This is a genomic window from Streptomyces sp. NK15101, assembly GCF_020400725.1.
In the GTDB taxonomy this organism is placed as follows: domain Bacteria; phylum Actinomycetota; class Actinomycetes; order Streptomycetales; family Streptomycetaceae; genus Streptomyces.
The window spans coordinates 56,371-75,568 of sequence record NZ_JAINVG010000023.1; the positions used below are offsets into that span (position 1 = coordinate 56,371).

The 19,198-nt window shown below is 71.6% G+C and carries 16 protein-coding genes; 10 read left to right on the forward strand and 6 right to left on the reverse strand.

All coding sequences use genetic code 11. The features are described from left to right. Nucleotides 1–89 precede the first annotated feature (89 nt). From K7G60_RS15170 to K7G60_RS15185, 4 genes are all read left to right on the forward strand, one after another. A complete protein-coding gene (locus K7G60_RS15170; protein WP_225801426.1) occupies nucleotides 90–674 on the forward strand; it encodes a 50S ribosomal protein L25/general stress protein Ctc in 585 nt (194 codons plus the stop codon). Between the two features lie 91 nt (nucleotides 675–765). After that, nucleotides 766–1,362: an aminoacyl-tRNA hydrolase gene (gene pth / locus K7G60_RS15175; protein WP_225801427.1), complete on the forward strand. Its 597-nt coding sequence runs from the start codon at nucleotides 766–768 to the stop codon at nucleotides 1,360–1,362. Between the two features lie 40 nt (nucleotides 1,363–1,402). Beyond that, entirely contained in the window at nucleotides 1,403–1,846 is a 444-nt protein-coding gene (locus tag K7G60_RS15180) for a hypothetical protein (protein ID WP_225801428.1), read from the forward strand. A gap of 167 nt (nucleotides 1,847–2,013) precedes the next feature. Beyond that, entirely contained in the window at nucleotides 2,014–2,802 is a 789-nt protein-coding gene (locus K7G60_RS15185) for an LPXTG cell wall anchor domain-containing protein (protein ID WP_225801429.1), read from the forward strand. 69 nt (nucleotides 2,803–2,871) lie between these two features. On the opposite strand, the gene ppc is transcribed toward K7G60_RS15185, so the two are convergent. Continuing rightward, nucleotides 2,872–5,601: a phosphoenolpyruvate carboxylase gene (gene ppc, locus K7G60_RS15190; RefSeq protein WP_225801430.1), complete on the reverse strand. Its 2,730-nt coding sequence runs from the start codon at nucleotides 5,599–5,601 to the stop codon at nucleotides 2,872–2,874. A gap of 239 nt (nucleotides 5,602–5,840) precedes the next feature. Between ppc and K7G60_RS15195 the strand changes: the two genes are divergently transcribed. From K7G60_RS15195 to K7G60_RS15215, 5 genes are all read left to right on the forward strand, one after another. Beyond that, the gene (locus K7G60_RS15195) at nucleotides 5,841–6,821 is read left to right on the forward strand and encodes a fatty acid desaturase (protein ID WP_225801431.1); all 981 of its coding nucleotides are present in this window, start codon (nucleotides 5,841–5,843) and stop codon (nucleotides 6,819–6,821) included. After that, complete coding sequence (locus K7G60_RS15200) at nucleotides 6,821–7,510, forward strand: TetR/AcrR family transcriptional regulator (protein WP_225801455.1); 690 nt, start codon at nucleotides 6,821–6,823, stop codon at nucleotides 7,508–7,510. The genes K7G60_RS15195 and K7G60_RS15200 overlap by 1 nt, the downstream gene beginning before the upstream one ends. A gap of 264 nt (nucleotides 7,511–7,774) precedes the next feature. Continuing rightward, nucleotides 7,775–9,484: an FG-GAP-like repeat-containing protein gene (locus K7G60_RS15205; protein ID WP_225801432.1), complete on the forward strand. Its 1,710-nt coding sequence runs from the start codon at nucleotides 7,775–7,777 to the stop codon at nucleotides 9,482–9,484. A 211-nt stretch (nucleotides 9,485–9,695) separates the two neighbouring features. Further along, nucleotides 9,696–11,396 carry an FG-GAP-like repeat-containing protein gene (locus K7G60_RS15210; protein ID WP_225801456.1) on the forward strand — a complete coding sequence of 567 codons (1,701 nt, stop codon included), beginning with the start codon at nucleotides 9,696–9,698 and terminating at the stop codon, nucleotides 11,394–11,396. Nucleotides 11,397–11,638: 242 nt separating this feature from the next. After that, nucleotides 11,639–13,345, forward strand: a complete 1,707-nt coding sequence (locus tag K7G60_RS15215; protein ID WP_225801433.1) for a VCBS repeat-containing protein — start codon at nucleotides 11,639–11,641, stop codon at nucleotides 13,343–13,345. 68 nt (nucleotides 13,346–13,413) lie between these two features. Here the strand turns inward: K7G60_RS15215 and K7G60_RS15220 are convergent, their stop codons facing one another. Then, entirely contained in the window at nucleotides 13,414–14,247 is an 834-nt protein-coding gene (locus tag K7G60_RS15220) for a trans-aconitate 2-methyltransferase (RefSeq protein WP_225801434.1), read from the reverse strand. Between the two features lie 163 nt (nucleotides 14,248–14,410). On the opposite strand from K7G60_RS15220, the gene K7G60_RS15225 reads away from it, so the two are divergent. After that, nucleotides 14,411–14,908: a MarR family winged helix-turn-helix transcriptional regulator gene (locus K7G60_RS15225; protein ID WP_189508020.1), complete on the forward strand. Its 498-nt coding sequence runs from the start codon at nucleotides 14,411–14,413 to the stop codon at nucleotides 14,906–14,908. Here K7G60_RS15225 and K7G60_RS15230 read toward each other — a convergent pair. The 4 genes from K7G60_RS15230 to galT form a co-directional block, all read right to left on the reverse strand. Further along, nucleotides 14,867–15,637 carry a response regulator transcription factor gene (locus K7G60_RS15230; protein ID WP_225801435.1) on the reverse strand — a complete coding sequence of 257 codons (771 nt, stop codon included), beginning with the start codon at nucleotides 15,635–15,637 and terminating at the stop codon, nucleotides 14,867–14,869. The two genes, K7G60_RS15225 and K7G60_RS15230, sit on opposite strands and share 42 nt — an antisense overlap. 252 nt (nucleotides 15,638–15,889) lie before the next feature. Continuing rightward, nucleotides 15,890–17,035 (reverse strand): galactokinase, encoded by a 1,146-nt coding sequence (gene galK, locus K7G60_RS15235; protein WP_225801436.1) that lies wholly within the window; start codon nucleotides 17,033–17,035, stop codon nucleotides 15,890–15,892. Next, nucleotides 17,032–18,027: a UDP-glucose 4-epimerase GalE gene (galE, locus tag K7G60_RS15240; RefSeq protein WP_225801437.1), complete on the reverse strand. Its 996-nt coding sequence runs from the start codon at nucleotides 18,025–18,027 to the stop codon at nucleotides 17,032–17,034. Before galE ends, galK begins: the two co-directional genes overlap by 4 nt. After that, a complete protein-coding gene (gene galT / locus K7G60_RS15245; RefSeq protein WP_225801438.1) occupies nucleotides 18,024–19,067 on the reverse strand; it encodes a galactose-1-phosphate uridylyltransferase in 1,044 nt (347 codons plus the stop codon). The genes galE and galT overlap by 4 nt, the downstream gene beginning before the upstream one ends. Nucleotides 19,068–19,198: the final 131 nt, after the last annotated feature.

The following is a 19,198-nucleotide window of genomic DNA, read 5'->3' on the forward strand; positions in this document are numbered from 1 at the left end:
GTCCGTTATCGACGCGCTCTTCGTAGCAGGCCATCGCCAGTCGTGGCCGGGTGACCACCTTTTTCGTCACCTTCTACGAGGAGTGCACCATGTCCGAGGTCAAGCTCGCCGCTTCCGTCCGCACCGAGTTCGGCAAGGGCGCCGCCCGCGCGATCCGTCGTGACGCCAAGGTTCCCGCCGTCGTCTACGGTCACGGCTCGGACCCGATCCACGTCACCCTCCCGGCCCACGAGCTCGGCATGGCGCTCCGCACGCCGAACGTCCTGCTCGCCCTGGACATCGACGGCACCAACGAGCTGGCGATCCCGAAGGCCGTCCAGCGCGACGCCATCAAGGGCTTCCTGATCCACGTCGACCTGCTCCTCGTGAAGCGCGGCGAGAAGGTCACCGTCGAGATCCCGGTCCAGGCCGAGGGCGAGCTCGCCGCCGGCGGCAACCTGCTCGAGCACGTGCTCGGCACCCTGTCCGTCGAGGCCGAGGCCACCCACCTGCCCGAGGCCGTCACGGTCTCCGTGGAGGGCCTGGAGGCCGGTGCCTCCGTCCTCGCCAAGGACATCACCCTCCCGAAGGGCGCGACGCTGGTGACCGACCCCGACGCCGTCGTCATCCAGGTCCTGGCCGCGCAGGCCGAGGAGCCGGCCGCCGAGGCCGAGACCGAGGGCGCCGAGGCCTGAGCCGTAGGCTCTGTCTGACGTGACGGGGTGACGGGCCGTACGGGCCCGTCACCCCGTTTCTCTTGTACGGATACGAGGAGACCTGACGCACATGACGGACGACGCGAACGCCCCCTGGCTGATCGTCGGCCTCGGCAACCCGGGGCCCGAGTACGCGGCCAACCGCCACAACATCGGCTTCATGGTCGTGGACCTGCTCGCGGACCGGATCCGCGGCTCGTTCAAGCGGGCGCAGAAGGCCCAGGCGCAGGTCGTCGAGGGCCGGATGGGGCCGCCCGGTCCGGAGAACCGGCGGGTGATCCTCGCGAAGCCGATGTCGTACATGAACCTCTCGGGCGGTCCGGTGACGGCGCTGCGCGACTTCTACAAGGTGCCGACGGCGCACGTCGTGGCGGTCCACGACGAGCTGGACATCGACTACGGGACGCTGCGGCTGAAGCTGGGCGGCGGCGACAACGGGCACAACGGCCTGAAGTCGATGACGAAGGCGATGGGCGCGGACTACCACCGGGTGCGGTGCGGGATCGGACGTCCGCCGGGCCGGATGCAGGTCGCGGACTTCGTCCTGAAGGACTTCTCGTCGGCGGAGCGCAAGGACCTGGACTGGTTCGTGGACCGGGCGGCGGACTCGGTGGAGTGCCTGGTGGCGGAGGGCCTGGAGCGGGCCCAGTCGGCGTACAACTCGTAGGACCTGGCGCCCGGAACGTACGACTGTACGATCGCGGGTCATGACGCACGTCCGTACCGCAGCCATGGCCCTGGTCGCCCTGCTCCTCGTCGTCGCGGGTGCCTGGGCCTCGTGGAACTCCGCCCAGCACGTCCTGCTCGCCAAGGGGCGCGAGCACGGGACGTTGACGGTGACCGACTGCACGGACGAGACGTGCAGCGGCCGTTACGTGCCGGAGGATCCGTCGTCGACGCGCCGGACGCTGACGATCGCGCGTTCGGTCGCGGCGGAGAAGGGCGCGACGATCCCGGTGGTGGTGAAGCCGGGTACGGACGAGGGCGTTCGGACGGGCTGGGGCGGGGGGCTGCACGCGTGGCTCCCGCTGGGCGGGGCGCTGCTGCTCGCGGCGCCGTTGGTGGGCGGCGGGATGCGACTGCCGCGCACGGCTTGGTCGTTGGCGGGAGCCGGCGGGGCGGTGTTGGTGGCGGCGTTCTTCGCACTCTGACCCGTTTGGGCCTGATTCCTGGGCCAATCGTTATGGACCGCTGGCTTAAGGACGACTTGAGGCGACGGATAGGCTGCCCCAGCCACCTCCCACGGCATCCTCATCCCACAGATGGACGACTGCACATGCGACGCTCCTTCATCCCCGCAGCCGCTCTTGTCGCGGCCATGGCGGGCTCTCTGACTCTCGCCCCCGCCGCCTTCGCGTCGGACGGCTCCCACACCTACCCGCTGCACCAGCCGACTCCGATCGTCGCGTCGGACGCGCCGCACGACGGCGACTGCCCGACGATCCCGGCCGACAAGGACGGCTGGCACTTCGTCATCCCCACGAACGACGTCAACTTCGTCAAGCTGACGGTGACGTTCGAGCCGGGCGGCGAGCAGGTCATCACGACCTTCGGTCCGCCGTCCGACAAGCACGCGTACGTGGCCTCCGCTCCGGGCGCGAAGCTGGTCTCGGCCGAGGCCGAGGTCGACGGCGTGATCAAGCAGGGCTGGTTCAACCTGTCCCACACCTGCGTGGCCGAGTCCGGCACCACCACCGGCGGGACCACCACGGGCGAGACCACCACGGGCGAGACGACGACCGGTGAGACCACCACGGGTGAGACCACCACCGGTGAGACGACGACCGGTGAGACCACCACGGGCGAGACCACCACCGGCGAGACCACCGCGACCGGCGGTTCCACCACGGGCGAGACCTCCACCACCGGCGAGACCTCCGCGACCGGCGGTTCCGCCACGGGTGAGACCTCCGCGACCGGCGGCTCCGCCACCGGCGAGCAGGCCAACGGTGGTTCCACCACCGGTGGCGAGGTCAAGGACGAGAGCGGCAACCTGGCCGAGACGGGCTCCAGCGCCCCGGTCGGCATCCTCGCCGCCGCCGCCCTGGCCCTCGCGGCCGCCGGCGCGGTCCTGGTGACCCGCCGTCGCAAGGCCCAGCAGAACTGACGTACTCCGTCGTGACGATGCCCCCGTGGAGGATTCCACGGGGGCATCGTCACGGGTGCGGGAGGACCGTCAGCCGGTGTTGCGGAGGCCCGCCGCCACGCCGTTGACGGTGAGGAGCAGGGCCCGTGCGAGCAGCGGGTCCGGGTCCTCGCCGCGCTCGGCGTCCGCGCGCTGGCGGGCGAGGAGCGCGACCTGGAGGTAGGAGATCGGGTCCAGGTAGGCGTCGCGGATGGCGAAGGTCTGCTGGAGGACCGGGTTGGAGTCGAGGAGCCGCTCGCCGCCGGTGACCTTGAGGACCTCGGCGACGGTCAGCGCGTGTTCGGCCTCGATGGTGTCGAAGACGTGCTTGAGGTGGTCGGGGACGAGGGTGTCGACGTAGTGGCGGGCGATGCGCAGGTCGGTCTTGGCGAGCGTCATCTCCACGTTGGAGAGGAAGTTGCGGAAGAAGCCCCAGCGTTCGTGCATCTCGCCGAGGACGGCGTCGAGGCCGGCGTCGCGCAGGGCCTTGAGGCCGGAGCCGACGCCGAACCAGCCGGGGACGATCTGCCGGGACTGGGTCCAGCCGAACACCCACGGGATGGCCCGCAGTCCGTCGAGCGAGACGCCGGAGCCGGGGCGGCGGGAGGGCCGGGAGCCCAGGTGCAGGTCGGCGAGCTGGTCCACCGGTGTCGACGCGAGGAAGTACGTCGGCAGGTCGGGGTCCTCGACGAGGCGGCGGTAGGCGGCGTGGGCGGCGTCGGAGACGACGTCCATGGCCGCGTCCCAGCGGGCGAGGGCCTCGTCGGACTGGCGCGGCGCGGTGTGCAGGGCGGAGGCCTGCAGGGTGGCGGCGACGGTCAGTTCGAGGTTCTCGCGGGCGAGGGAGGGGATGAGGTACTTGTCGGAGATGACCTCGCCCTGCTCGGTCACCTTGATCTCGCCCTCCAGGGTGCCCCAGGGCTGGGCGAGGATCGCGTCGTGCGAGGGGCCGCCGCCTCGGCCGACGGTGCCGCCGCGGCCGTGGAAGAGGCGGAGGCGGACGCCGTAGCGGTGGGCGACGTCGCGCAGGCGGCGCTGGGCGCGGTGGATCTCCCACTGGCTGGTGGTGATGCCGCCGAACTTGGAGGAGTCGGAGTAGCCGAGCATGACCTCCTGGACGTCGCCGCGGAGCGAGACGAGGCGCCGGTAGGAGGGGTCGGCGAGCATGTCGTCGAGGATGACGTCGGCGGCCTTGAGCTCGTCGGTGGTCTCCAGGAGCGGCACGATGCCGATCTTGGCCCAGCCGGCGTGCAGGTCGATGAGGCCGGCCTCGCGGGCGAGGACGGTGGCGGCGAAGACGTCGTCGGCGCCCTGGCACATCGAGATGATGTAGGACTCGATGACCTCCGGGCCGAAGCGCTCGAAGGCCTCCTTGATGGTGTGGAAGACGCCGAGGGTCTTCTCGCCGGCGGCGTCCAGCGGGGCCGGGGTCGGGGCGAGCGGGCGGCGGGAGCGGAGCTCCTTGGCGAGGAGCTTCTGCCGGTAGTCGCGGGGCATGTCCGCGTACCGCCAGGACTCCTCGCCGAGGCGGTCGAAGAGCTGGCCGAGGGCGTGGTGGTGGGCTTCGGCGTGCTCGCGGACGTCCATGGTGGCGAGCTGGAGGCCGAAGGCGGAGAGGGTGCGGATGACCCGGTCCATGCGACCGTCGGCGAAGAGGGCGCCGCGGTGCTCGCGCAGCGAGGTCTGGATCAGGGTGAGGTCGCGGATGAGGTCGGCGGTGCCGAGGTAGTCGCGGCCCTCCTGGTGCGGGGTGCCGTGGGCGAGGCGCTCGCGGGTGTTGACGAGCTTCTGCCGGATGCAGGTGGCCTTGAGCCGGTAGGGCTCCTCGGCGTTGAGGCGCTTGTAGCGGGGGCTGATCTCCGGGAGGAGCTCCAGGTCGCGCTGGAGGGAGTCCAGGAGTTCCTGGGTGGCCCCGGTGTAGCGGATGGAGTTGGAGAGGAGTCCGCGGAGGAAGTCGATGAGTTCGAGGGCGTCGGTGATGCCGTGCTCGTGCTGGAGGATCAGGATGTCCCAGGTCACCTGGGGGGTGACGTTGGGGTTGCCGTCGCGGTCGCCGCCGATCCAGGTGCCGAAGGTGAGGGGGCGGGTGCCGGAGGGCAGTTCGACGCCGACGCGCTCCAGCTCGGCGGCGAGGTCCTCCAGGACGTCGCCGACGGCGTTCGCGTGCAGCTCGTCGAGGTAGTAGATGGCGTTGCGGGCCTCGTCGGCGGGCTCGGGGCGGACGACCCGGAGCTCGTCGGTCTGCCAGATGAGGTCGATGTTCTCGGCGAGGCGGAGGTCGGTGCGGCGCCGGTCGGCCTGGGCGACCGGGGTCTCCAGGAGGGCGGCGATCCGGCGGAGCTTGTTGAGGACCGAGCGGCGGGCCGCCTCGGTGGGGTGTGCGGTGAAGACGGGCCGGACGTTGAGGTTCTTGACCGTCTCGCGCACGTGCTCGGGGTCGCCGTCCTTGAGCATGTCGGCGGTGCGGGCGAGGAGGCCGCCCTCGGCGGCGCGCTTCTCGCGCATCTCGCGGCCGCGGTGGACCTGCTCGGTGACGTTCGCGAGGTGGAAGTAGGTGGAGAAGGCGCGCACCAGCTTGGCGGCCGTCTCGAGTTCGACGCCCCGGAGCAGCTCGGCGGCGGCTTCGCCGTCCTCGCGGGTGAGGCGGCGGACCTTCTCGACGAGGTCGAGGAGGTCGTGACCCTCCTGGCGGACGATGGTCTCGCCGAGGAGGTCGCCCAGTCGGCGGATGTCGGCGCGCAGCTCGGTGCTGGCGGTGGGGGTCTGGTCGGCACTGCTCACAGGTGCGGCTCCTTGCAGTGTTTGAGCACGTCTGGAGGGGTTTCCGGAGGCTTGCGGACCGCGCTGTCCGACGTCCCCAGGATAGGTGTCCACATGGTGGGCGGCGGGCAGGGGCCTGTTGTGCCCTCTTGCCGCGCGCCACGGCGCTGCCATACTTACGACGCCGTAGGTTACGGAGGCGTAGCCACGGATCCGTCCTTCGACGCGTTTCCCCTTCCCCTCACCCCCCAGGGACATCCATGACCATGAGCCCCGAGATGACGTCGGCGTCCGAGGCGCCGGACGCCGAGGCGCTGCCTTCCGCCACGCTGGGCGGGGACAGCAAGCGTTCGATCGAGCAGATCACCCTGCTGCTGTTCATCACGGTGCCGTTCCTGGCACTGCTCGCCGCGGTACCGCTGGCGTGGGGCTGGGGGGTGAGCTGGCTGGATCTGGGGCTGATGGTGGCGATGTACTACATCGGCTGCCACGGGATCACGATCGGTTTCCACCGGTACTTCACGCACGGTTCCTTCAAGGCGAAGCGGCCGCTGCGGATCGCCCTCGCGGTCATGGGTTCGCTGGCCGTGGAGGGTCCGCTGGTGCGCTGGGTGGCGGACCACCGCAAGCACCACAAGTTCTCGGACGCGGAGGGCGACCCGCACTCGCCGTGGCGGTTCGGCGAGACGGTTCCGGCGCTGATGAAGGGCCTGTGGTGGGCGCACATCGGCTGGATGTTCGACGAGGAGCAGACGCCGCAGCACAAGTACGCCCCCGATCTGATCAAGGATCCGGCGATCCGGGCGATCTCGCGCCAGTTCGTGCTGTGGACGGTCGTGTCGCTGGCGATCCCGCCGCTGGTGGGCGGTCTGGTGACGATGTCGTGGTGGGGCGCGTTCACGGCGTTCTTCTGGGGCTCGCTGGTGCGGGTGGCGCTGCTGCACCACGTGACGTGGTCGATCAACTCGATCTGTCACGCGGTGGGCAAGCGGCCGTTCAAGTCGCGTGACCGCTCGGGCAACGTGTGGTGGCTGGCGGTGCTGTCCTGCGGCGAGTCCTGGCACAACCTGCACCACGCGGACCCGACGTCGGCCCGGCACGGGGTGCTGCGCGGGCAGCTGGACTCCAGCGCGCGGCTCATCCGCTGGTTCGAGCAGCTGGGCTGGGCGACCGATGTGCGCTGGCCGGCGAAGTCCCGCATCGAAGCCCGCCGCCAGAGCGCGTCCTCGAACGCGGCATGATGGAAGACGTGGCGATCGAGGGCAGGACCGGCGGTACGGGCGGCAGCGGCGGAGAGCAGAAGCCCCGGCGTGGCCGCCGGGTGCGGATGACGGGCGCGGAGCGCCGGGAGCAGTTGCTCGACATCGGTCGCACGCTCTTCGCGGAGAAGGGCTTCGAGGGCACGTCGGTGGAGGAGATCGCGGCGAAGGCCGGGGTGTCCAAGCCGGTGGTGTACGAACACTTCGGGGGGAAGGAGGGGCTGTACGCGGTCGTGGTCGACCGGGAGATGCGGCAGCTCCTGGACGGGGTGACGGGGGCGCTGACGGCGGGGCATCCGCGGGAGCTCCTGGAGCAGGCGGCGTTCGCGCTGCTCGACTACATCGAGAACTACACGGACGGTTTCCGGATCCTCGTACGGGACTCGCCGGTGGCGCAGTCGACGGGCACGTTCGCGTCGCTGATCAGCGACATCGCCACGCAGGTGGAGGACATCCTGGGCCTGGAGTTCAAGGCGCGCGGTTTCGACCCGAAGCTGGCGCCGCTGTACGCGCAGGCGCTGGTGGGCAGCGTGGCGCTGACGGGCCAGTGGTGGCTGGACGTCCGCAAGCCGAAGAAGGCGGAGGTCGCGGCGCACCTGGTGAACCTGGCGTGGCACGGGCTGGACGGTCTGGAGCAGAAGCCGCGGTTGATAGGGCACCGGAAGAGCTGAGCGGCCGACGGGCCGGGCGGGGGGCCGGCACGGGCGCCCGGAGCGAGAAACGACCGTACGGTCGGCTTCGGTGAGGTAAACGTCTGGTAATCGGCCGCGCCGTGAGTAGACTCGTGTTCAACATCCGGGGGGGTGTCCCGACCGTCCTACGAGGTCGTCTCCGCGTTCCTACCATCGCGCGCTGACGCCGTTCGACGTTGTTCGAACCCCCCTGTTTGGTTCCAGTCGAACCTCTGATCCCTGGGGGGGATCTTTTTGTTCTTCATGCGTTCCAAGCGTGCTCGCCGTCTCGCCGGCTGCACCGCTCTCGCCGTCTCCGCGGGCATGCTCCTCGCGAGCCCCGCGTCGGCCGACTCCCCGGCGCCGCACGCGGTCGCCGAGAAGCCCGCGCAGGCTCCCACCGCGCCGTCGCTGCGGGCCGTCCCGCAGACCGACGGTGCCCGCGCCGGGGCCGCCGGCGTCACGGCGGAGCGTCCGCCGTCGCGCTCGGACCTCGACGGCGACGGCCAGAGCGACCTCATCATCCGCCTCGGCGGCCAGCTGCGCACGGCTACGACGAACTCCGAGGGCGCCGAGTTCTACCGCAACGACGGTGACACCTCCTTCATCAAGGACGTCATCCCGCTCGGCGACCAGGACCTGAACGGCAGCGGTCCCGAGATCCTGACGATCTCGAAGTTCGGCTGGCTGAGCCTGTACGGCGACTCCACCCCGTCCTACGGGAACTACCGCTGGTCCGGTCCGGGCTGGCAGATCTACAACAAGGTCTTCTCGCCGGGCGACATCAGCGGGGACGGCCGCGCCGACGTGCTGGCCCGCACGCCCTCGGGCGAGCTGTGGGTCTACGTCTCGACCGGCACCTGGAACGCCCCGTTCCACGCGCGCAAGCTGGTCGGCAAGGGCTGGCAGTACTACGACCAGCTGATCGGCCTCGGAGACAGCGACGGCGACGGCAACGGCGACTTCCTCGCCCGTACGCCCTCCGGCGTGCTCTTCTACTACGGGAGCACCGGCAGCCCGTACACGGTGAAGGCCCGCAAGGAGGTCGGCCGGGGCTGGCAGCAGTACAACCAGATCATCGGCATCGACGACGACAACGCCAACGGGGTCCCCGACGTCCTCGCGCGCGGCGTCGACGGCACGCTGTACGAGTATTTCGGCACCGGCAGCGGCTACTACACCTCCCGCAAGCAGGTCGGCTCCACAGGCGTCTGGGCCGGGGTGGACCAGTTCTCCGGCGCGGGCAACGTCCCGGCGCACGGCAAGGAGGGCATGGTCGCCCGCACCAAGGGCGGCACGCTCTTCTGGTACAACTCGCTGAACAACGGCCGGCTCGCGGCCCGCGACCAGATCAGCGACGACAACGGCTGGTACGGCGCGACGCTCTTCGAGGTCAACTCGCTCGGCCGGGACGGGGTCTCCGACACGCTGGAGATCTTCGACGGCCGCCTCTACGGCAACGGCGTCGACTTCGGCGGCGGCTGGGGCGCGATCAACCAGATCGCCGGCCCGGGCGACCTGAACGGCGACGGCACCGGCGACTTCGTGGCCCGTGACCGCGACGGCGTCCTGTGGCTGTACCGGAGCAACTACGACGGCACCGCCCTGCACGCCCGCGTCAAGATCGGCAGCGGCTGGAACGCGTACGACCGGATCGTCGGTTCGGGCGACTACAGCGGCGACGGCCGGGGCGACCTGATCGCCCGCGCCAAGGACGGCACCCTGTACCTGTACCAGGGCACCGGTCAGGCCAGTTACGCGTTCAAGTCCCGCGTGAAGATCGGCGGCGGCTGGAACGCGTACGCGAAGATCGTGGCGCCCGGTGACGTCACCGGCGACGGCAAGGCCGACCTCCTGGCGGTGAACTCGGGCGGCGAGCTGTTCCGCTATTCCGGCACCGGCGACACCGGCTACGTCTTCAAGCCGCGCGCCTCGATCGGCACCGGCTACCAGATCTACAACGGCCTGTACTAGTCGTCGCGCGCACCCCGACAGGACGCCCCGCACCGGTCCGCCGGTGCGGGGCGTCCCGCGTGCGTCGGGAGGCTGTCATGTCCGGGAGGTATGCTCCCCAGACACCCGGGGGGTTCGCCCTTCGTACGCGTTCTCCTCCGTAGCGAGGCGCCGCGGACCCGTACCCGGCCCGAAGACATTTCTGATCCCTGGGGGGGATCTCTTGCGTTCTGTGCACTTCACGCGCACGCGCCTCGGCGCGTGCACCGCGCTCGCCCTCTCCGCCGGCATGCTCCTCGCGAGCCCGGCGTCCGCCGAGACGCCGTCGCCGCGTCCGGCCGTCGAGAAGCCGGCCGCGGACTTCACCCCGCCGTCGCCGACGCGCCCGGGGGCCGGGCCGGCTCGCGCCGGCGCCACGGCCGCCGGGGTCGGCGCCTCTCCGCAGCTGTCGGACTTCGACGGCGACGGCGGCGGCGACCTGATCTACCGCTCCTGGGACGGCAACCTCTACACGGCCACCACGTCCGGCGAGGGCGGCCAGTTCGGGTCGTTCTCGGCGCAGCCGCCGAAGGACGTCATCCCGATCGGCAACCAGGACGCGGAGCCCGGCGGCCCCGAGGTCCTGACGCTGTCCCAGACGGGCACGCTCCACCTGTACACGGACGCCACGCCCTACTCGGCGAGCCACGCGTGGAGCGGCAACGGCTGGGGCGTCTACAACAAGGTCGTCGCGCCCGGCGACGTGAACGACGACGGCCGCGCGGACCTGGTCGCCCGCGACCACGACGGCAACCTGTACCTGTACTACGCCACCGGCAACCGCACCGCGCCGTTCGCGTCGCGCGTGAAGATCGGCACCGGCTACAACGTCTACGACCAGCTCTTCGGCATCGGCGACAACAACGCCGACGGCTGGGCGGACCTGATCGGCCGCGACACCGCCGGCACCCTGTGGTTCTACGCCGGTACGGGCGACAAGGCCAAGCCGTTCGCCGCCCGCAGGGCCGTCGGCAGCGGCTGGGGAATCTACAACCAGATCATGCCCGTCGGCGACGACAACGGCGACGGCAACGGCGAGCTGATCGCCCGCGACATCAAGGGCACGTTCTGGTACTACGTCGGCAGGGGCGACGGCACCCTCGCGGCCCGTCAGCAGGTCAGCGACACGGGCGGCTGGGCCGGCGTCCCGCAGTTCGGCGGGGCGGGCAACAACCCCGTCACGGGCAACAAGGAAGGCGCACTGGCGCGGGACAAGGCCGGGACGATGTTCTGGTACGGCGCCACGACCACGGGCGCGCTCGGCAGCCGCAGCCAGGTCGGCGACACGGGCGGCTGGGCGGGGGCGAACTTCACGCACGTGTCCTCGATGGACCTGGACGGCTCGTCCGACGTGTCGGAGGTCTGGCAGGGCACCCTCTACATCGCGGGCAACCGCATCGGCGGCGGCTGGGACATCTACAACGCGATCGTCGGCCCCGGTGACCTGTCCGGCGACGGCAAGGGCGACCTGCTCGCCCGCGACCGCTCCGGCGTGCTCTACCTGTACAAGGGCAACGGTGCCGGCACCGCCGTCTCCGCCCGTGTGAAGGTCGGCAGCGGCTGGGGCGCGTACGACCGCCTCGTCGGCGCCGGCGACCACACCGGCGACGGCCGCACCGACCTCGTGGCCCGCACCCCCGGCGGCGACCTGTACCTCTACGCCGGCACCGGCGTCGCCACCACGCCGTTCAAGGCGCGCCTGAAGATCGGCACCGGCTGGAACACGTACTCCAAGCTGGTCGCCCCCGGTGACCTCGACGCGGACGGCAAGGCCGACCTGCTCGGCGTCACCTCCGGTGGTGACGTCTACCGCTACCTGAACACCGCCCCGGGCAAGTTCACCCCCCGCGCCAAGATCGGCTACGGCTGGGGCATCTACAACGCCGCGTCCTGACGACCGGGACCCGACAGGGCGCCCCGCACCGGAGGTTCCGGTGCGGGGCGTCTCGCGTTCACGAAAAGATCGCTGGCGTAAGGAGTGGGGATGAGTACACTCGTGTTCAACATCCGGGGGGGTGTTCCGACCTTCGAACGAGGTCGCCTCCGCATGCCCACTGGCCTGCGCTGACGCCGTTCGATGCCGTACGAGCCCCCCTGTTTGGTTCTGTCGAACCTCTAGGTCCCGGGGGGGATCTCTTGCTGTTCCAGCACTCCAAGCGCGCTCGCCGCGTCGCGGCCTGCACCGCTCTCGCTCTCTCCGCCGGCATGCTCCTCGCGGGCACGGCCTCCGCCGCCGACACCCCGGCGCCGCTTCCGTCCGTCAAGAAGGAGGCGCCCTCCTTCACCCCGCCGAAGCTGACGCTCCCGAAGAAGGGCGCCGACCGTGCCGGCGTCGCCTCGGCCGAGGCCGTCTCGCAGCCGCTGTCCGACCTGGACGGCGACGGCATCGACGACCTCATCTTCCGGGGCGTGGAGGGCGAGCTCTACACGAGCACGTCCACCGGCGTCGGTGACATCTTCGAGCTCAACCGCGGCTTCCAGGACATCGCCAAGGAGATCGTCCCGATCGGCCAGCAGGGCGGTGACACCACCGAGCCCGAGGTCCTCGTCATCTCCGAGAACGGCACGCTCAAGCTGTACGCGGACGCCGACCCGACCGGCACGCCGTACGAGCACACGGTCGGCGGTGGCTGGCAGACCTACAACAAGGTCACCTCGCCCGGCGACGTGAACGGCGACGGCCGCGCCGACGTGGTCGCCCGCACCAAGGACGGCCAGCTGTACCTGTACCTGGCCACCGGCAACCTGGACGCGCCGTTCGGCGGCCGGATCCTCATCGGCGGCGGCTGGGGCGCCTACGACCAGCTCGTGGGCCTCGGCGACGGCAACGGTGACGGCAAGGGCGACCTGTACGCCCGCGACACCGCCAGCGGCACCCTGTACTTCTACGCCGGTACGGGCAGCACCACCCAGCCGTTCGCCGCCCGCCAGTCCGTCGGCGGCGGCTGGAACATCTACAACCAGATCCTGCCCGCCGGCGACGGCGACCTCCTCGCCCGGGACAACGCGGGCACCCTGTACTTCTACGCGGCCAACGGCAACGGCACCCTGGCCGCCCGTCAGGTGAGCAGCGGCACGGGCGAGTGGGCGGGTGTCTCGCAGTTCGCGGGCTCCGGCGCCAACCCGTACACGGGCAAGGAGGGCATCTTCGCCACCACTCCCGGCGGGGCCCTGTACTGGTACTACAACAGCACCACCGGCAAGCTGGACCCGCGCATCGAGATCATCGAGGCCGGCGGCCTCACGGGCGGCCCGGCCCCGATCCACTTCTCCTCGCTGAACTCGGACGGTCTGTCCGACTTCGCCGCGGTGGTCGACGGCCACCTGTGGGTCGACGACGAGGACCTCGGCGGCGGCTGGGGCATCTACAACACCCTGGTCGCCCCCGGCGACCTGTCCGGCGACGGCAAGGGCGACCTGCTCGCCCGCACCTCCGGCGGCGACCTCTACCTGTACAAGGGCAACGGCGCCGGCACCGCCCTCGCCACCCGCATCAAGGTCGGTACCGGCTGGGGCATCTACAACAAGATCGTCGGCGCGGGTGACTACACCGGCGACGGCCGCACGGACATCGTGGCCCGCACCTCCGGCGGCGACCTGTACCTGTACGCCGGCACCGGCAACGCCACCACGCCGTTCAAGAGCCGTCTGAAGATCGGCACCGGCTGGAACACGTACTCCAAGATCGTCGCCCCCGGCGACCTCAACGCCGACGGCAAGGGCGACCTCCTCGGCATCACCTCGGGCGGCGACCTCTACAGCTACCTGAACACCACCCCGGGCAAGTTCACCTCGCGCGCCAAGATCGGCAACGGCTGGGGGATCTACAACTCCGTCCAGTAACGGACCGAGTGCCCCACGGGCGCCCCGCACCGGAGATCCGGTGCGGGGCGCCCGCGCGTTCACGCCCCTCAGGGCTTCTTGCGGGCGACGGCGAAGATCCGGCGGAAGGGGAAGACCGTGCCGTGCGGGCCCGGCGGGTAGGCCTCGCGGAGGAGCAGGCGGTACTGGGCGAGGAAGGCGTCGACCGCCTCCCGGTCGTCGCCCAGGGTCGTGAGGACGGGCCGCAGCGCGGTGCCCTTGACCCAGTCCAGGACGGGATCCTCCCCCTGGAGCAGCTGGCAGTACGTGGTCTCCCAGACGTCCGTCTCGCAGCCGAGGTCGGTGAGGCGGGGGAGGGAGTCGGCGGTGTCGAGGACGTGGACGTAGCGGCGGCCCTGGTCGCCGGGGCGGGCCCGCCACTCGGGGGCTTCGCAGAGTTCGCCGAGCAGGGCGTGGCTGGGCGAGGTGAAGTTGCCGGGGACCTGGAAGGCCAGGGTGCCGCCGGGGCGGAGGCCGTCGATCCAGGCGGCGAAGGACTCGGGGTGGTTGGGCACCCACTGGAGGGCGGCGTTGGAGACGATCAGGTCGTAGGGCTCGTCGGGGGTCCAGTGGGCGGCGTCGGCGGGCCGGAAGTCGAGCCAGCCGCCGCCCCGGGTGGTGCCCGCCCAGTCCTTCTCGGCGCGCTCCAGCATCTCGGGCGAGAGGTCGAACCCGGTGATGTGGGCGTCGGTCCACCGGTCGGCGAGGAGGACCGTCACATTGCCGGGTCCGCAGCCGAGGTCGGCGATGCGGGCGGGTCGCTGCTGGGTGGGCAGCTGCGGTATTCGGGCGAGGAGATCGAGGAACGGGCGGGTGCGGTGACCGGAGTGTCGGAGGTACTGCTGTGGATCCCAGGTTGGTGCGGCGGTGTCCACGGAATGCATGTTCGAAGCCCCCTTGCTGGCACGAGTTGCCGAAGCGGAACGGAGTTCCGGCGGGGTCCCTTCCCCATAGTCCAGGAAAATATATCTTGACCCCAAGATACTTGACATCGAGAAACTCGAATACAAGAGACTTTATGTCAACAGACCCTCTACACTGATCGTCATGGAGGACGAGGTCGACCGACTGGTCGCAGCATGGCGCCGCGAGCGCCCCGACCTCGACGTGGAACCGCTCGAGGTGCTCAGCCGTGTCTCGCGGCTCGCCCGCCACCTCGACCGCGCCCGTCGGCTCGCCTTCTCCGAGCACCAGCTGGAGCCCTGGGAGTTCGACGTCCTCACCTCGCTGCGCCGCGCCGGAGCGCCCTACCAGCTCTCCCCCGGGCAGCTCCTCACCCAGACCCTGGTCACCTCCGGCACCATGACCAACCGCATCGACCGGCTCACCAAGAAGGGCCTCGTCGAGCGGCTCCCCGACCCCAGCGACCGGCGCGGGGTCCTGGTCCGGCTCACCCCCGAGGGCCGCGACCGCGCCGACGAGGCGCTCGCCGGACTCCTCGCCCAGGAGCGCGCCATCCTGGCCCAGCTCTCCCGCGCCCAGCGCGGCGACCTGGCCGCGCTGCTACGCCGGCTGACCGCCCCGTTCGACAACATTCCCGGGTAGCACCGGCTCCGCGGGGCCCACGCCCGCCCGGCGGGCCAGCGCGACCGCGGCCAGCGTCGAGTGCACGCCCAGCTTCCCGAGCACGTTCTGCATGTGCGTACGGACGGTGTGCGGAGAGAGGAAGAGGCGCTCGGCGACCGCCTTGCGGCCCAGGCCCGCGACCATGCAGCGCAGCACCTCCCGCTCGCGCGGGGTCAGCGACTCCACGAGCCGCTCGCTGTCCGTCCGGTGCCTGCGCGCCTCCGTCAGCTCCCGCAGGACGCCCGTGAGCAGCGCGGGCGGCAGATGCGTCTCGTCCCGCAGCACGCCCCGGACCACCGCGAGCAGCCGCTGCAGCGAGCAGTCCTTCGCGACCCAGCCGGAGGCCCCGGCCTGGAGCGCGAGCGCGGCCCGGCGCGGGTCGTCCTTCTCCGCGAGGACGACCGTACGGAGCGCGGGCTGCATCCGTCGCACGCCCGTGACCAGCGAGATCCCGTCCACGGCGCCCTCGGCGTCGTCGGGCACCGGGCGCGCCGCGGCCGCTCCGGCGGGGCCCGCGCCGAGCTCGGCGTCGACGAGCAGCACGTCGAACCTGCGGCCCTCCGCCGCGCCGCGCTCCAGGCAGCGCAGGGCCGCCGGGCCGCTGCCGGCGGCGGCGACGTCGACATCGGGCTCCGCCGCGAGGGCGGCGGCCAGCGATTCGGCGAAGATGCGGTGGTCGTCCACCACCAGGACGCGGATGCGTGCCACGGACACTCCCAAGTGTCGAGGAACGGACCGACGCGGGTACGGCGCCGGAGGCGGGTCCGTCAAGGACACGGCCGCCGCCGTGCGTTGACTGCTACCCCGCTCCTGACGCCGTACCCGACGGGTCTCGCCCCCTGAACAGCACCGGCCCCCACCGGCGCTGCCCTCAGGGTAGGGGCGGGGCGCCACGGCGGGGGCCGTTTCGCGGAACTGTCCGAAGTCGTGTGAACGCGAGCGGTGGTCCGGAGAGGCCGTTCAGAGGCGGTGCGCGCCCGCCGAGGGGACGGCCGGGAAGATCCCCGGGGCCGCGTACCCGGCCTCGGCGAAGGCCTTGCCGACGGCCGCGGCCACCTCCTCCGCCCGCCCGGTCTCCACGAGGACGACGGCGGAGCCGCCGAAGCCGCCGCCGGTCATCCGGGCGCCGAGCGCCCCGGCCGCGTTCGCCGCCTCGACGACGAGGTCCAGCTCGGGGCAGGAGACCCGCAGGTCGTCGCGGAGGGAGGCGTGGCCCTCGGTGAGGACCGGGCCGACCGCGCGGGTGGCGCCGGCGTCGAGCAGCGCGATGGTCCGCTCGACGCGGGCGTTGTCGGTGACGACGTGGCGCACGTACCGGAGAATCGTCTCGTCGCCCAACCGTGCGAGGGCTTCCGGTAGATGCGCGGCGCTGACTTCGCGCAGGGTGCGCACGCCGAGCGCCCGCGCACCCGCTTCGCACCCGGCGCGCCGCTCGGCGTACGCGCCGTCTCCGAGCGCGTGCTTCACGCGGGTGTCGACGACGAGCAGCCGGAGCCCCTCGCGCGCCAGGTCGAAGGGGACCTGGCGGTACGAGAGGTCCCGGGTGTCCAGATGGAGGGCGTGCCCCTCCTCGGCGCAGGCGGAGGCCATCTGGTCCATGACCCCGCAGGGCACGCCGACGAAGGCGTTCTCGGCGCGCTGGGCGAGCCGGGCGAGTTCGGGACGGGAGAGCCCGAGCCCGAACAGGTCGTTCAGGGCGAGCGCGGTGACGACCTCCAGGGCCGCCGAGGAGGAGAGGCCCGCGCCGGCCGGCACGGTCGAGGTGAGGTGGACGTCGGCGCCGGTGACCGGGTGCCCGGCCTCCCGCAGCGCCCAGACCACACCGGCCGGATAGGCCGCCCAGCCGCCACCGCCGCCGGAGAGCGGCTCCAGGCCCGCGACGTCCAGCTGGACGATCCCGCCGTCGACGTCGGCGGAGTGCAGGCGCAGGACGCCGTCGTCGCGGCGGGAGACGGCGGCGACGGTGGTGTGCGGCAGTGCGAGCGGCAGCACGAAGCCGTCGTTGAAGTCGGTGTACTCCCCGATGAGGTTGACCCGGCCGGGGGCGGCCCAGAGGCCGTCGGGCGCGGCGCCGTACAGCGCCTCGAAGTCGGCGGCGAGGCTCATGCGCCCTCCTCCTCGCGGAACCGGGCGAACGCCCAGGCGTCGGCGACGACGTCGGCGAGGTCCGGGCGGGACGGCGTCCAGCCGAGCCGCTCGCGGGCGGCCTCGGCCGAGGCGACGAGGACGGCGGGGTCGCCGGGGCGGCGCGGGGCGGTGATCTCCGGGACCGGGTGGCCGGTGACCTTGCGGACGGTCTCGACGACCTCGCGGACGGAGAAGCCGTTGCCGTTGCCCAGGTTGCAGATCAGGTGCTCGCCGGCCGGGACGGCGTCCTCCGTCATCGCGTCGAGGGCCAGGAGGTGGGCCTCGGCGAGGTCGGCGACGTGGATGTAGTCGCGGACGCAGGTGCCGTCCGGGGTCGGGTAGTCCTCGCCGTACACGGAGATCGCCTCGCGCCGGCCGAGGGCGACCTGGAGGACGAGCGGGATGAGGTGGGACTCGGGCTCGTGGCGCTCGCCGAGGGAGCCGTACGCCCCGGCGACGTTGAAGTAGCGCAGCGAGACGGCGGCCAGGCCGTGCGCGGCGCACTCCCCGCCGATCATGTGGTCGACGGCCAGCTTGCTCGCCCCGTACGGGCTGGTGGGCGCGGTCGGCGCGGTCTCGGTGATCGGCACGGTCTCCGGCTCGCCGTAGGTGGCGGCGGTGGACGAGAAGACCAGCTTGCGGACGCCGGCTCCGCGCAGGGCGGCGAGCAGGGCCATGGTGCCGCCGACGTTGTTCTCCCAGTACTTCTCGGGCCTGGCGACGGACTCGCCGACCTGGGAGAAGGCGGCGAAGTGCAGGACGCCGTCGTAGGAGGAGTCGAGCCAGTTCGCGGCGTCCTGGACGCGGCCCCGGACGAACTCGGCGCCCTCGGGGACGGCTTCGGCGAAGCCGGTGGAGAGGTCGTCGAGGACGGTGACCCGGTGGCCCCGCTCCAGGAGGTGGGCGGCGACCACGCTGCCCACGTACCCGGCACCTCCGGTCACCAGGTACTTCTTCGCTGCCGTGGTCACTTGCTCGCCACCTCTCGGAGTCGTCGGGCCGCGTCCTCCGGCCTCACGTCGTTCATGAACGCGCCCATGCCGGACTCGGTGCCCGCGAGGAACTTCAGCTTGCCAGAGGCCCGTCGGACGGTGAAAAGCTCCAGGTGCAGTCCGAAGTCCCCGCGCCGCTCGTCCGTGAAGGGCGCCTGGTGCCAGGCGGCGATGTAGGGCGTCGGCGGCTCGTCCGGGCCGAAGATCCGGTCGAAGCGCCTCAAGAGTTCCAGAAGGACCTGTGCGCACTCTGTGCGGGCCGCGGCGTCGAGGGCGAGCAGGTCGGGCACCCGGCGCCTGGGGTGGAGGTGCACCTCGTACGGCCAGTGGGCGGCGTAGGGCACGAAGGCGATCCAGTGCTCGGTCTCCAGGACCACCCGCTCGCCGTCGGCCCGCTCCCGGGCGACGACGTCGTCGAAGAGGTTCCGTCCGGTCGCCGCGCGGTGCTCGTCCAGGCGGCGGCGCATGGCGGCCGTCCGGGGCGTGACGTACGGGAAGGCGTAGATCTGGCCGTGCGCGTGGGGCAGGGTGACGCCGATCTCCGCGCCGCGGTTCTCGAAGCAGTAGACCTGCTCGACGCCGGGGAGGGCGGAGAGGGCGGCGGTCCGGTCGGTCCAGGCGTCGAGGACGAGCGCGGCGCGCTCCTCGGTGAGGTCGGCGAAGGAGTCCGTGTGGTCGTCGGTGAAGCAGACGACCTCGCAGCGGCCGACGCCGCCGGAGAGCGAGGGGAAGCGGTTCTCGAAGACCGTCACCTCGTAGCTCTCCTCGGGGATCTCGCTCTCGCGGCCGCCCCTGGCGGGGCAGAGCGGGCAGGCGTCGGCCGGCGGGTGGTAGGTGCGGGCCTGCCGGTGCGAGGCGATGGCGACGGGGTCGCCGGTCAGCTCGTCGTACCGGATCTCGGAGCGGGAGACGACGGGGGTGAGGGGGCGGGGGTCGACGGCGGTGCGGACGGTGTCGTCGCGCGTGTCGTAGTAGATCAGCTCGCGCCCGTCGGCGAGCGTGGTGACGGTCTTCTTCACGGGGATGCCCTCCGACGGGACCAAACATAACCACGCACAAAGAATCACATTCAAACATCCCCGTCAATGGCGAAGCGGGCCCCGGTGACCGGGACCCGCCGATGTCACCCTCAAGGGGGACCGGTGAGCAG

What these genes read in the sequence shown, in the direction of transcription:
- K7G60_RS15170 (WP_225801426.1), top strand. Translation starts at nt 90, where the DNA reads ATGTCCGAGGTCAAGCTCGCCGCTTCCGTCCGCACCGAGTTCGGCAAG.
- pth (WP_225801427.1), top strand. Translation starts at nt 766, where the DNA reads ATGACGGACGACGCGAACGCCCCCTGGCTGATCGTCGGCCTCGGCAAC.
- K7G60_RS15180 (WP_225801428.1), top strand. Translation starts at nt 1,403, where the DNA reads ATGACGCACGTCCGTACCGCAGCCATGGCCCTGGTCGCCCTGCTCCTC.
- K7G60_RS15185 (WP_225801429.1), top strand. Translation starts at nt 2,014, where the DNA reads ATGGCGGGCTCTCTGACTCTCGCCCCCGCCGCCTTCGCGTCGGACGGC.
- K7G60_RS15195 (WP_225801431.1), top strand. Translation starts at nt 5,841, where the DNA reads ATGACCATGAGCCCCGAGATGACGTCGGCGTCCGAGGCGCCGGACGCC.
- K7G60_RS15200 (WP_225801455.1), top strand. Translation starts at nt 6,821, where the DNA reads ATGGAAGACGTGGCGATCGAGGGCAGGACCGGCGGTACGGGCGGCAGC.
- K7G60_RS15205 (WP_225801432.1), top strand. Translation starts at nt 7,775, where the DNA reads ATGCGTTCCAAGCGTGCTCGCCGTCTCGCCGGCTGCACCGCTCTCGCC.
- K7G60_RS15220 (WP_225801434.1), bottom strand. Translation starts at nt 14,247, where the DNA reads ATGCATTCCGTGGACACCGCCGCACCAACCTGGGATCCACAGCAGTAC.
- K7G60_RS15225 (WP_189508020.1), top strand. Translation starts at nt 14,411, where the DNA reads ATGGAGGACGAGGTCGACCGACTGGTCGCAGCATGGCGCCGCGAGCGC.
- galK (WP_225801436.1), bottom strand. Translation starts at nt 17,035, where the DNA reads ATGAGCCTCGCCGCCGACTTCGAGGCGCTGTACGGCGCCGCGCCCGAC.